Source organism: Geodermatophilus sp. DF01-2, assembly GCF_004571065.1.
Lineage (GTDB): Bacteria > Actinomycetota > Actinomycetes > Mycobacteriales > Geodermatophilaceae > Geodermatophilus.
In genome coordinates this window covers 15,832-28,643 of the sequence record NZ_SPQN01000059.1, presented here as the reverse complement: position 1 = coordinate 28,643, position 12,812 = coordinate 15,832, and the positions used below count along the sequence as shown (strand labels likewise).

12 protein-coding genes are annotated in these 12,812 nt (G+C 75.0%); 9 read left to right on the top strand and 3 right to left on the bottom strand.

The window, feature by feature from the left end:
* Positions 1-155 precede the first annotated feature (155 nt).
* Positions 156-458, bottom strand: a complete 303-nt coding sequence (locus tag E4P41_RS15265; protein WP_012948011.1) for a DUF4193 domain-containing protein — start codon at positions 456-458, stop codon at positions 156-158.
* A 322-nt stretch (positions 459-780) separates the two neighbouring features.
* On the opposite strand from E4P41_RS15265, the gene E4P41_RS15260 reads away from it, so the two are divergent.
* Positions 781-1,827, top strand: coding sequence for a phosphotransferase family protein (locus E4P41_RS15260; RefSeq protein WP_135142127.1), 1,047 nt, complete (start codon positions 781-783; stop codon positions 1,825-1,827).
* 135 nt (positions 1,828-1,962) lie between these two features.
* A complete protein-coding gene (locus E4P41_RS15255) occupies positions 1,963-2,511 on the top strand; it encodes a LytR C-terminal domain-containing protein (protein WP_135142126.1) in 549 nt (182 codons plus the stop codon).
* Between the two features lie 107 nt (positions 2,512-2,618).
* On the opposite strand, the gene E4P41_RS15250 is transcribed toward E4P41_RS15255, so the two are convergent.
* Positions 2,619-3,434 (bottom strand): inositol monophosphatase family protein, encoded by an 816-nt coding sequence (locus E4P41_RS15250; RefSeq protein ID WP_135142125.1) that lies wholly within the window; start codon positions 3,432-3,434, stop codon positions 2,619-2,621.
* A 58-nt stretch (positions 3,435-3,492) separates the two neighbouring features.
* Between E4P41_RS15250 and ppgK the strand changes: the two genes are divergently transcribed.
* The 5 genes from ppgK to E4P41_RS15225 all read left to right on the top strand — a co-directional run bounded on the left by ppgK (position 3,493) and on the right by E4P41_RS15225 (position 10,419).
* Positions 3,493-4,236: a polyphosphate--glucose phosphotransferase gene (ppgK, locus tag E4P41_RS15245; protein WP_135142124.1), complete on the top strand. Its 744-nt coding sequence runs from the start codon at positions 3,493-3,495 to the stop codon at positions 4,234-4,236.
* A gap of 299 nt (positions 4,237-4,535) precedes the next feature.
* The gene (locus E4P41_RS15240) at positions 4,536-5,930 is read left to right on the top strand and encodes an RNA polymerase sigma factor (protein WP_135142123.1); all 1,395 of its coding nucleotides are present in this window, start codon (positions 4,536-4,538) and stop codon (positions 5,928-5,930) included.
* Positions 5,931-6,495: 565 nt separating this feature from the next.
* Complete coding sequence (locus E4P41_RS15235; RefSeq protein ID WP_135142122.1) at positions 6,496-6,720, top strand: hypothetical protein; 225 nt, start codon at positions 6,496-6,498, stop codon at positions 6,718-6,720.
* Between the two features lie 143 nt (positions 6,721-6,863).
* Positions 6,864-9,164, top strand: a complete 2,301-nt coding sequence (locus tag E4P41_RS15230) for a VanW family protein (protein ID WP_135142121.1) — start codon at positions 6,864-6,866, stop codon at positions 9,162-9,164.
* 187 nt (positions 9,165-9,351) lie between these two features.
* A complete protein-coding gene (locus E4P41_RS15225; protein WP_135142120.1) occupies positions 9,352-10,419 on the top strand; it encodes a YihY/virulence factor BrkB family protein in 1,068 nt (355 codons plus the stop codon).
* Between the two features lie 188 nt (positions 10,420-10,607).
* Here E4P41_RS15225 and E4P41_RS15220 read toward each other — a convergent pair whose 3' ends face one another.
* Entirely contained in the window at positions 10,608-10,844 is a 237-nt protein-coding gene (locus tag E4P41_RS15220) for a DUF3039 domain-containing protein (protein ID WP_135142119.1), read from the bottom strand.
* Positions 10,845-10,921: 77 nt separating this feature from the next.
* On the opposite strand from E4P41_RS15220, the gene E4P41_RS15215 reads away from it, so the two are divergent.
* Both E4P41_RS15215 and E4P41_RS15210 read left to right on the top strand, forming a co-directional pair.
* Positions 10,922-11,923 (top strand): pseudouridine-5'-phosphate glycosidase, encoded by a 1,002-nt coding sequence (locus E4P41_RS15215; protein ID WP_245177373.1) that lies wholly within the window; start codon positions 10,922-10,924, stop codon positions 11,921-11,923.
* Positions 11,920-12,807, top strand: coding sequence for a carbohydrate kinase family protein (locus E4P41_RS15210; protein WP_135142118.1), 888 nt, complete (start codon positions 11,920-11,922; stop codon positions 12,805-12,807). The genes E4P41_RS15215 and E4P41_RS15210 overlap by 4 nt, the downstream gene beginning before the upstream one ends.
* The last annotated feature ends 5 nt before the right edge of the window (positions 12,808-12,812 follow it).

Below are 12,812 nucleotides of genomic sequence, written 5' to 3'. Positions count from 1 at the left end.
CGCGCCGGCCGCGCCGGGCGCGACCGGGCGCGGCGGCGGGACGTCCCGCGCCGGCCCGGTGCGCTCTCGGTGGTCGGTCACTGGCTCTCCTCGGGTCGAGTGCCCTCTCCCGCCCCGACCCGCGCCTGCGAGGGTGGGGAGGAGGGGGTCCTCCTTCAGGCGGCGCAGTCGCGACAGAACAGCTGGTCACCCTTGGTGGCGGCCAGCCGGCTGCGGTGCTGGACGAGGAAGCAGCGCGAGCAGGTGAACTCGTCCTCCTGCTTGGGCAGGACGCGGACGGTCAACTCCTCGTTGGACAGGTCCGCACCGGGGAGCTCCAGGTTCTCGTTGAAGTCGGTCTCGTCGACGTCGACCGACGAGGACTGCGCCTCGGCGCGGCGCGCCTTGAGCTCCTCGAGCGAGTCCTCGCCGAGTTCGTCGGCCTCGTTGCGGCGCGGGGCGTCGTAGTCGGTGGCCATGGGAAGTGCCCCTCCTCCGGGGTCGTCGCGGGCAGGGAGCCCGCACATCGTCCGCGGCGGCGCGCTGCGGCGCCGCCGTGCTGTCCGGTCGCCGGGACGACCGGGGGTCTGGAGGCCGGCGACCGCGTGCGCGGGCACCGGCCGGTGCTGTACGTCCGCGCGGTCCGACCCACCGGCGGACGGCGGGGAACCGGCGCGGTCTGACCGGCGGACCCCCCAACGTCGCGCGGCCTCCGTTTGTGCCCGGCGCGCGACGGGATGCCCACATCGCTGCCGGACCCGGTCGGACGGGGCGCGGAGCGCCAGAGGTTACCCTGCGGCGGTGTCGAATCCCGTGGGTGCTGATCCGGCCGTCGTGGGGCCCTACCTGGCCTCCGTCCTCGGCGACGAGCGCTGGTCGCGGGTCCGGGTGGACCTCATCGCGGCCGGCATGTCCAACCTCACCTACGTGGTCACGCCGGAGGGCGGCACGGAGGACGACGCAGTCATCCTGCGGCGGCCGCCGACCGGCGCCGTCCTGGCCACCGCCCACGACATGGCCCGCGAGCACCGGGTCGTCTCGGCGCTCGGGCCCACCCCCGTCCCGGTGCCGCGGACGCTGCACCTGTGCACCGACCCGGCCGTCCTCGGCGCCCCGTTCTACGTGATGGAGCGCGTCGTCGGCCTGCACGTGGTGGACCGGCTCCCGGCCGGCTACGCCGACGAGCCCGCACAGCGGCGGGCGGTCGGTGAGGGGCTCGTCGACGTCCTGGCCGACCTGCACGCGGTCGACCACGCGGCGGTGGGGCTGGGCGACTTCGGCCGGCCGGAGGGCTTCATGGCCCGGCAGGTGCGCCGCTGGACCCAGCAGTGGGAGGCCACCCGCGACCGGGACCGCCCGGGCCTGGACGCCCTCGCCGCCCGGCTGGCCGAGACGGTGCCCACGACGCAGCGCAGCGGGATCGTCCACGGCGACTTCCGGCTGGACAACTGCCTGCTCGACCCCGACACGCCCGGCCGGGTCCGCGCCGTCCTCGACTGGGAGATGTCGACCCTCGGCGACCCGCTCGCCGACCTGGGGATGCTCTCCGTCTACTGGCCGCAGGCCGGTGAGGGGAGCGTCGCGGGCCAGAGCACGGTGACGGCCCTGGAAGGCTTCCCGACACGGGCGGAGGTCGCCGAGCGCTACGCCGCGCGCACCGGCCTGGACCTCGCCGACCTGCCCTGGTACGTCGGGTTCGCCTACTTCAAGTTCGCCGCGATCGTCGCCGGGATCGTCGCCCGGTCGGCCGCCGGTGCGATGGCCGGGAAGAACACCTCCGGGTACGCCGACCGCATCGACCCGTGCGTCGAGCGGGGACGCGCCGCGCTGGACGACGGTGCGATCTAGGTCGGCCGACCGGTCCTAGACTCGCGCCGACCGTCCGCGACCGTGGAGGCCCGAGCTCGTGAACGAGGCGGCGAGGTCACGCAACAGGACAGCAGCGCCGCGAACGCGGCCGACGAGCGCCAGCGAGGAGGGCACGTGAGCGCGCCGCCCACCGACCGTTCCGTGGTCCGTCCCCGCAGCGGCCGCCGGCCGATCCCGCCGCTCATCTTCCTGCTCACGCTCGCGTTGGCGGCCCTGGCCGTCTGGTGGAACGTCTTCGACGACGAGGGCGAGACCGAGGCCCAGGAGGCCGCGGCCTGCGCCAACGCCTCCGCGGCCCCGCCGTCCCTGGACCCCAGCACGGTGTCGATACGGGTGTTCAACGCCACCGACACCGCGAACCTGGCCCAGGACGTCGCCCGGGCACTGCAGGAGCGGGGCTTCGTCGTCGAGGAGATCGCCAACGACCCGACCGACCGCGAGGTCACCGGTGTCGGCGAGCTGCGGCACGGCCCGCGCGGCAACGACGCCGCCGCCTTCCTCGAGCTCTTCGTCCCCGGGGTCGGTGACTACCTCGACACCCGCGCCACCGCCCAGGTCGACCTGGTCCTCGGCCCGCAGTTCGCCCTCCCCGGCAGTCTGGCCGCACCGGAGGAGGTCGACGCCGCGCTCAGCGCCGCCGCCAGCGCCGCGGCCGCCTGCTGATCGAAGGACCCCCCTGCCCCCACCGTGGAAGGACCCCGTCCTCCCCACCCCTCGCAGGCTCGGGGCGAGCCCCGGGACGGGGCCGCAGCGGGCCCGTTCCATCCGGATCACGCCGTGGGGTGCAGCCGGTCCAGCAGCGCCACGAATTCTTCGGCGACCGACGGCGCCACGGCGATGCCCAGGGGCTCGGCGAACGGCCGTCCGGGCAGGCCGGTGACGACCGCCCCGGCCTCGGCCGCGACGAGGGCGCCTGCGGCGAAGTCCCACCGGTTGAGGTGCAGCTCGTAGTAGGCGTCGACCCGGCCCGCGGCCACGGTGCACAGGTCCAGGGCCGCCGAGCCGTGTCGCCGGATGTCGCGGACGGTCGGCAGCAGCTCGGCGACCACCGCCGCCTGGGCCCGGCGCTGCTCCGCGCGGTAGCCGAAGCCGGTCGCGACCAGGGCGTGCTCCAGCGACGCCGGCCGACTGCCGGTGAGCCGGACCGGCTCGGCGCCGGGAGCGGTCAGGTAGGCGCCGCCGCCGGCGGTCGCCGAGTACAGCTCGCCCGTGGCGGCGTTGAGCACCACCCCGGCGAGCGCGCGCCCGTCGACCTCCGCGGCGATCGACACCGCGTACGCGGGCAGGCCGTAGACGAAGTTCGTGGTGCCGTCGATCGGGTCGACCACCCAGCGCACCCCGCTGCTGCCGCTGCGCCGGCCGCCCTCCTCCCCCAGCAGCCCGTCGTCCGGACGTGCATCCAACAGACGGCCGGTGACGAGCTCCTCGCAGGCCCGGTCCACCGCGGTGACCATGTCGACCGGGCTGGACTTCACGTCGACCTGCTGGGCGGCAGAGGCCCGGCCCCGGGCGACCAGGTCCGCGGCCTCCCGCGCGGTCGAGGCGGCGAGGTCGAGGAGGACGGCGGGCTCCGGGACGGTGCTCATCCGTCGATCCTGCACGAGCAGGTCTGGTCCGCACCGGCGCGCTCACTACCCTGGCCGCGTGCTCGGCTTCGGCGTGGACATCGGTGGCAGCGGGATCAAGGGGTGCCTGGTCGACCTCGTCGAGGGCGACCTGCACGGTGAGCGGCTGCGCATCGACACGCCGCAGCCCTCGCTCCCCGAGTCGGTCCACGACGTCGTGGCGCAGATCGTCGGGCACTTCGGGTGGGAGGGGCGCGTCGGCGTCACCTTCCCCGGGGTGATGAAGAACGGTGTCGCCCACACCGCCGCCAACGTCGACAAGAGCTGGATCGGCACGCACCTCGCCGAGGGGCTCGCCTCCCGCATCCCCGGCACGGTGCAGACGCTCAACGACGCCGACGCCGCGGGGCTGGCCGAGATGCGCTTCGGGGCCGGCCGGGACAGGCGCGGCGTCGTGCTGATGCTGACCTTCGGCACCGGCATCGGCAGCGCCCTGTTCACCGACGGCGTCCTCGTGCCCAACACCGAGTTCGGCCACATCGAGGTCGACGGCGAGGACGGCGAGCGGCGCGCCTCCGCGGCAGCCCGCGAGCGCGAGGACCTCAGCTACCCGCAGTGGGCCAAGCGGGTGGACCGCTACCTCGACGTCCTCGAGGCCTGTGTCTGGCCGGACCTGATCATCGTCGGCGGGGGTGTCAGCAAGAAGGCGCACAAGTGGGTGCCGCTGCTGTCCACCCGCACCCCCGTCGTCCCGGCCGAGCTGCGGGGCGACGCCGGCATCGTCGGTGCCGCCCTGGCCGCCGAGGAGCGCATCGGACAGTGACCGACCCGGCGCCCCGCCGCCGGGTCACCACGGAGGGTGAGAAGGGCCCCTCCGCCTGGTGTGCTCCCCCAGGTCGGGGGGCACCGTGCCCGGCGAAACGGTGGCCCCACCGGAACGCGTCGTTACAATGGAAGAGCCCCGCTCCCGTCGCTCCCCAGCCGAGAGGCGTCCCCCACCCGCGCACCGGTGAAACCCGGGCCGTCGGTCGGGTCCTCTCCCGCTCAGGACGCCGGCCGAGGCCGCTGCCCGGGGACCAGACGGCTCCCCGGGGAACGAACCCAGCACGGGAAGGAACCTGAGTGCCCGCCGACCAGCCAGCACCGGACGCAGCCGCCGCGAGCACCACCACTCGCTCCAGCACGGTCGCAGCCGGTACCCGGGCCAACCGGACCAGCGCACCGGTGTCCGCGGGGGACGCCACGGCCAGCCCGGCCAAGGCCCCCGCCCGCAAGAAGGCCCCGAGCGGGGCGAAGCCCACCTCCGCCAGGCCCGCGACCCCCAAGGGGGCCCGCAAGCCCGCCATCACGCCGTCGCCGGGCACCGGTGAGGGCGCCGTGCTCACCGCCGTCGCGACCGACGACTCCACGGTCGCCGTCGTCGACGCCGGGAGCGAGGGTCTCAAGATCGACGAGACGGTCGTCGCCGGCCCGGACGGCGTCGCCGAGACCGAGACCGAGACCGCCGCCGAGGAGACCGAGGGCGGCGACTTCGAGTGGGACGACGAGGAGGAGTCCGAGGCCCTCCGCCAGGCCCGCAAGGACGCCGAGCTCACCGCCTCGGCCGACTCGGTCCGCGCCTACCTCAAGCAGATCGGCAAGGTCGCGCTGCTCAACGCCGAGGAGGAGGTCGACCTCGCCAAGCGGATCGAGGCCGGGCTCTACGGCGCCGAGCGGCTGCGCCAGGCCGAGGAGGAGGGCCAGAAGCTCTCCCCGCAGATGCGCCGCGACCTCAACTGGATCGTCCGCGACGGCGAGCGCGCCAAGAACCACCTGCTCGAGGCCAACCTCCGCCTCGTGGTCTCCCTCGCCAAGCGCTACACCGGCCGCGGCATGGCGTTCCTGGACCTCATCCAGGAGGGCAACCTGGGTCTCATCCGCGCGGTCGAGAAGTTCGACTACACCAAGGGCTACAAGTTCTCCACGTACGCCACCTGGTGGATCCGGCAGGCGATCACCCGCGCGATGGCCGACCAGGCCCGCACCATCCGCATCCCGGTGCACATGGTCGAGGTCATCAACAAGCTCGGCCGCATCCAACGCGAGCTGCTCCAGGACCTGGGCCGCGAGCCCACCCCGGAGGAGCTGGCCAAGGAGATGGACATCACTCCGGACAAGGTGCTGGAGATCCAGCAGTACGCCCGGGAGCCGATCAGCCTCGACCAGACCATCGGTGACGAGGGGGACAGCCAGCTCGGCGACTTCATCGAGGACTCCGAGGCGGTCGTGGCCGTCGACGCGGTGAGCTTCACGCTCATGCAGGACCAGCTGACCAGCGTGCTGCAGACGCTGTCGGAGCGGGAGGCCGGTGTGGTCCGGCTGCGGTTCGGCCTGACCGACGGCCAGCCGCGCACGCTCGACGAGATCGGCCAGGTCTACGGGGTGACCCGCGAGCGGATCCGGCAGATCGAGAGCAAGACCATGTCCAAGCTGCGGCACCCCAGCCGCTCCCAGGTCCTGCGCGACTACCTCGACTGACGCATCCCAGCTCCACGACGACGGCCCTCGGCGCACACGCCGGGGGCCGTCGTCGTACCCGGGGATGGCCGGGGCAGCGGCTCGCCGGCAGCCGGGGACGGCCGCCGGCCGCGGGGTGGACCGGTCGCGGGGGCCCGGAGGGTCCCCCGGTCGGGACACGGGCAGCGGCTCGCCGGCAGCCGGGGACGGCCGCCGGCCGCGGTGTCGACCGGTAGGTCGACGATGTTGCAGCAAGGTCACGATCTCACCCCGATGAGCCGGTCGGCCGGTGTACGCCGTCATGCCCCGGGTAGACGGCGTAGCGTGGAGGCTGTCAAGACAGCAGCGGACCACCAGCCGGACGACCGACCGGCGCATGCAGACGACGAGAACAGCACGACACGACAGACCGGCACGACCCAGTGACGTCCACTGCTGACCCGCCCCACCCGCACCACCGGCACCGGCCTCACCGCCCGCGGCGAGTCCCCCGTCGGATCGGACGGAACGGGAACACCGGGGGACATCCTGGCGCTGTGCAGGAGGCCGATCCGCAGCCGCGGGTCCGTGCGGTAGAGAGCGAGTGATGACCCAGATGACCCAGACGCTGACGACGACCCCGCCCGCCGACGACCTCGTCGTTCCCTTCCACTGTGACCGCTGTGGCGCACTGGCCAAGGTGCGGGTGGTCCTCGCCAGCGGCAGCGACCTCGTCTTCTGCGGGCACCACGCCCGTGAGTACGAGGGCAAGCTGCGCGACATCGCCGTCGACATCATCGAGACCGACGGCGAACAGCGCCTCACCCCCTGACGGAGGCGCTATCGTCGCTGACAGCGATGAAGCCCTCACCCGACGCCGCCGCCGGCGTCCCGTCCCCGCTCGACGGGGACAGGGCGTCGGCGGCTCCGTCGTTCCCGGGGTCCCCCGGTCGACGACAACCCGGAGATCCCTCGATGCGCCCGCAGACACCCACGCCGCCCGCCCAGGGGCTCTTCACCGAGCAGCCCCCCACCGACCAGGCCCCCACCGGGCAGGTTCCCACGCAGCAGGCCCCGGCCGAGCCGGAGGAGACCGCCCGGGCCGGGTCCGAGGTCCTGTCCGACGAGACCCGGCCTGTCCCGCGCGACCGCGGCCCCGTCGGCCCGGACGTCCCCGGTCCCTCGGCCGTCGGCGGCACGTCCGCGGCCGTCGACGCACCGGCGTCGTCGGCAGCCGTTCCGGGCCCGGCCGTCGAGGACGGCGAGACCCAGGACATCCGCTTCCCGCCCGGTGAGGCCCCCGGCCAGCTGCCGCCGCCCGCCCGGACCGCAGCAGAGGCCCCCGGCGAGCGGACCGGAGTCCTCCCGCCGGTGCAGCCGGACACCCCACCTTCCGCCTCGGACGGCACCGCCACCCGGCCCGGCGACGCCGGTCCCGGTGGCGACTCCGGCAGCCACGGCCCAGGGGCGGACGGCCCCGGCGGCGACCCGGCCGCCGGCGCGCCCGGGCCCCGGCGCCCCTGGTGGCGACGCTCGGCCGTGGTGACCCCCGTGGCCGCCGTCGGCGTACTCGCCGCCGCGTACGGGGTCGACCTGCTGGTCGCCGGCGGGGACGTCCCCCGCAACACGGTCGTGGCCGGCGTCGACATCGGCGGCCTCTCCCCCGCCGCGGCCGCCGAGCGGCTCGAGACCGAACTCGCCCCGCGCGTCGTCGCCGACCACGTCGTCGTGGCCGACGACGTGGAGGCCACCCTCTCCCCCGCGACCGCCGGCATCACGCTCGACGTCGACGGCACCGTCGACGCCGCGGACGACCAGCCGCTCAACCCCTGGACCCGGCTGGTCACCCTCGTCGACGAGCGCGAGGTGGACCCCGTGATCACCGGCGAGGACACCGCGCTCGCCGCCCAGATCGACGTGCTCGCCGAGCAGGTCGACCGTGCCCCGGTCGACGCCACCATCGCCATCGAGGGGACGACGGCGAACGTCGTCGACCCGGTGCCCGGACGCACCCTCGACCGCGAGGGCGCCGCCGACGCGGTCACCGCGGCGCTCGCGTCCGGCGGGGACCCCGGCACCCCCATCGAGCTCCCGGTCGACGTGACCGAGGTGTCCGTGGACGCCGCGGAGGCCCAGCGGGTCCTGGACGAGACCGTGACCCCGGCACTGGCCGCCCCGGTGACGGTGTCCAGCGAGGACGGCGCCACCTCGGTCGAGGTGCCCGAGACCGCGATCGCCGCCGCGCTGACCTTCACCCCGCAGGAGGACGGCGAGCTCGCCGTCGCCGTCGACCCGGCCGCGTTGCAGACGGCCATGGGCGACGGCCTCGCCGCGTTCGGCACCCCGGCGGAGGACGCTCGCTTCGACGTCTCCGGCGGCACCGTCTCGATCGTCCCGTCGGTCGACGGCGCCGGTGTCGACCCGGCCGTGCTGGCCGACCAGCTGCTGCAGGTCCTGCCGCAGCCGGCGCCGCGTACGGTGACAGCGCAGCTGGGCCCGGTGGCGCCGGAGTTCAGCACCGCCGACGCCGAGGCGCTGGGCATCCGCGAGGAGATCAGCAGCTTCACCACGAACTTCACCAGCGCGGCCAGCGGCACGAACATCCGGGTGGCCGCCGCGGAACTCGACGGCGCGCTCGTCCGGCCCGGCGAGACCTTCAGCCTCAACGGCTACACCGGGCCGCGCGGGACGGCCCAGGGCTACGTCGAGGCCGGCGTCATCAACAACGGCGAGTTCACGACCGCCGTCGGCGGCGGGGTCAGCCAGGTCGCCACGACGATGTTCAACGCCGTCTTCTTCGCCGGTCTCGAGGACGTCTACCACAAGCCGCACAGCTACTACATCAGCCGCTACCCGGCCGGCCGCGAGGCGACCGTCTACTACGACTCGATCGACCTCGAGTGGCGCAACGACAGCGACACCGGCGTCTACGTCGACACCCAGTGGACGCCCAGCTCCCTCACGGTCACCTTCTACGGGACCAAGCGGTACGACATCGAGTCGGTCAGCAGCGAGCGGTACAACCTCCGCCAGCCGGTCGTGCAGGAGAAGCCGGACGACGGCAGCTGCAGCCCGCAGAGCGGCTCGACCGGGTTCGACATCACGGTCACCCGGGTGTTCCGCGACCCGGCCAGTGGCGCGGTGCTCGAGCGCGAGGACTTCCGGACCCGGTACGCCGCCGAGCCGGAGATCCGCTGCGTGCCCGTGGCCGCCCCCGCCGTCCCGCCGGCGCCCGCGGCACCGGTCCCGGCCCCGGCACCGGCCCCGGGGGGCTGAAGAGGACCCCCCTGCCCCCCGCCATGAAAGGACCCCGTCCTCCTCACCCCTCGGAGAAGGACCCCGTCCTCCTCACCGCTCGCAGGCTCGCGGCGAGCCTCTGGACGGGGCCGGCCCGGGACGGGGCCGGCGGCGGGACCCTGCAGGCGGGCCGGTCCGTCGGCGCCCTGACGTGCACACTGGGGCGATGCGCACCGTCCTGCCCGGCGGCCGATCGGCCCGCGCCAGGACCGGGGAGGACGGTGCCGACGACGCGCCACGGGGCGCCACGGTCGCGCCCGTGGCCACCGGGGTCCGGGCGCGTGGACGGCTGGCCCGCTGGCCGGCACCGATCCGGGTGCCGCTGCAGGTGCTCGGACGCACGGTCGCCAAGGCCTGGCACGACCGCATCCTCGGGCTGTCCGCGGAGGCGGCGTTCTGGCAGATCCTGTCGGTGCCGCCGCTGCTGATCGGGCTGCTGGGGACACTGGGCTACCTCGGCACGCTCATCGGCGACGCCTCGGTCGCCCAGATCGAGGAGGAGCTGGTCCGCGCCTCGACCCAGGTGCTGACGGCGGATGTCGTCGAGGGGCTCGTGGAGCCCACCCTCAACGACATCCTCGGCTCCGGGCGGCTCGAGCTGGTCAGCGTCGGCTTCCTGCTCTCCCTGTGGGCCGGGTCCTCGGCCACGGCGACGTTCATGAACACCGTCGTCATCGCCTACGACCAGCGCGACGTACGCGGCCCCATCCACACCCGGCTCATGGCGCTGTGGCTGTTCGTCGTCGGCCTGTTCCTGGCGGTGCTGACGCTGCCGCTGCTGGTGCTCGGCCGGGAGGTGCTGGTCTCCCTGCTCCCACCGGACTGGCAGGACACCGCGGCGGTGCTGGTCAACGCCGTCTATTGGCCGGTGGTGATCATCGGCCTGCTGCTGGCGCTGACCAGCTTCTACCACGTGGTGCTGCCGCGACGGCTGCCCTGGCACCGGCACCTGCCGGGCACCGTGCTGGCGGTCGCCTTCTTCGTCGTCGCGGCGCTGCTCACCCGCGCCTACGTGGCCGACATCCTCACCGCCACGCTGCCCTACGGCGCGCTGGCCACCCCGATCGCCGCCCTGCTGTTCTGCTTCTTCTTCGGGATGGCGGTGTTGCTCGGCGCCGAGCTCAACGCGACCGTCCAGGCCCGCTGGCCCGCGCCGCTGCGCCGGCACCTCCGGCGCAGCCAGGCCCGGCGGGCGGCCAAGCTGGAGCGCGCCCGCAAGCTGGACCTGCTCTGACACCGTCGTCCTACCGGACGACACCGCGGCCACGTGCCGTACCCCTGCTGAGCTGAGCCCATCCGGCCGTCCCTCGGGGACCCTCCGGGCCCCGCTCGTCCCGACCACAGCGCCGCCAGATGCCGTCCCCGCTGAGCCGCTGCCCGTGTCCCGGTCGGGGGACCCTCCGGACCCCGCGACCGGCCCACTCAGTCCTTCTTGAGCTGCTCGTAGATCTCCTTGCAGGCCGGGCACACCGGGCTGCCCGGCTTCGGGCTCTTGGTCACCGGGAAGACCTCGCCGCACAGGGCCTCGACCATCGTGCCCATGACCGCACTCTCGGCGATCTTGTTCTTGCGCACGTAGTGGAAGACCTCGTTGGCGTTGGCGTTGCCGGTGTCGCCCTCGCGGACGTCGGGCTTCTCGAGGAGGTCGGTGCTGCTCACGCGGTGCTCCCTCGGGTCGGGGACGGGTGCGGGGAGGCGCCCGCCGGGCGCGACTCCCCCGCCCCCATGATGGCAGGGTGCAGCTTCCCCACCCCGGTCCGGCCGAGATCCTCCCCCCGCCGGTCGTGCAGTCCCCTCCGGTCCCCGTGCCGCTGGCGCCGAGCGTGTCCCGCGAGGTCGCGGAGGCGCTGGCCGAGGGCCGGCCGGTCGTGGCGCTGGAGAGCACGCTGCTCGCCCACGGCCTGCCCCGGCCGGACAACCGCGCCGCGGCCGACGAGGTCGAGGCCGCCGTGCGGGCCGGTGGCGCGGTGCCGGCGACCATCGCCGTCCTGGACGGCCGACCGCACATCGGCCTGACCACCGACCAGCTGGACCGGGTCTGTGCCGACCCCGACCTCGCCAAGCTCGCCGTGCGCGACCTGCCCGTGGCCCTCGCGCTGGGCCGCAGCGGGGCGACGACGGTCTCGAGCACCGCGCTGCTGGCCGCCGACGCGGGCATCGGCGTCTTCGCCACCGGAGGGCTCGGCGGCGTCCACCGCCAGGCGGCCGACACCTTCGACGAGTCCGCGGACCTCACCATCCTGTCGCGCACGCCGCTGCTGGTCGTGTGCGCGGGCGTGAAGTCCATCCTCGACGTCCCGGCGACGCTCGAGCGGCTGGAGTCGCTGTCGGTCACCGTCGTGGGTTACGGGACGACGACGTTCCCCGGCTTCTACGTGGCCGACTCCGGCTCGACGGTCGACTGGGCGGTCTCCTCGCCGGAGGAGGCCGCGGCCGTTCTCGCCGCTCGGCGGGCCCTCGCGCCGGGCGCGGTGGTCGTCGCCCACCCGCTGCCGCCGGACGAGCAGCTCGACCCCGTCCTGCACGACCGCGTGATCGCCGACGCGCTGACCGCGGCCGGGGACGCCGGGGTGAGCGGCAAGGCGGTGACGCCCTTCGTGCTCGACCACCTCCACCGGGCCAGCGGAGGCGCCACGCTGGCGGTCAACGTGCGGCTGGTGCTGCGCAACGCCGAGCTGGCCGGCCGGATCGCCGCCGTTCTGGCCAGACGTGCGCCGCGGCCGGGCGTCCCGGGGTGAGCGCCACCGCGCCCGGTGTCGTGGTGGTCGGCGACCTGGCCACGGACGTCGTCGTGCTGCTGGAGGGGGACCCGGCGCCCGGCTCGGACCGGCCGGCGGCCATCCGCACCCGCGGCGGCGGTGCCGGCGCGAACGTCGCCGTCCACCTGGCCCGGCTGGGGACGCCGGTGACCTTCGCCGGCTGCGTCGGGGACGACGCCGCGGGCGCCGGCCTGGTGGCCGAGCTGGCCGCCGCCGGCGTGACGCCCGCCGTCCGGACCGTGGCCGGGGCCGGCACCGGGACGATCGTCAGCCTGGTCGAGCCGGACGGGCAGCGCAGCATGCTCGCCGACCGCGGCGCTAACCTCGCGCTGGCGCCGGCCGACGTCCCGACGCCGGCACCGGGCGGGCACCTGCACCTGTCCGGCTACGCCCTGCTCGACCCCGCCCCGCGCGCGGCGGGACTCGCGGCGACGGCCGCGGCCCGCGCCGCCGGGTGCACCGTCTCGGTGGACCCGGCGTCGACCGGGCCGCTGGCCGGCTACGGGGTCGAACGGTGGTTGGTCGACACCGCGGCGGCCACGCTGGTGCTGCCCAACGAGGCCGAGGCGCGGTTGCTCACCGGCTGCGCCGACCCGGCGGCGGCCGCCCGCGCGCTGGCGGCGCGGTACCCGGTCGCCGTCGTGACGCTGGGCGCGGAGGGAGCACTGTGGGCCGCCGGGGACGGACTGGTGCACCGGCCCGCGCACCCGGCCGCCGTCGTCGACACCACCGGTGCCGGGGACGCGTTCACCGCCGGGCTGCTGTCGGTGTGGCTGGCCCACCCCGACGGCGACCCGGTGGCGGCGCTGGAGGCGGGCCTGGCAGAGGCCGCGGCCGTGATCGGCCGGCCCGGGGCCCGCTGAGGGTC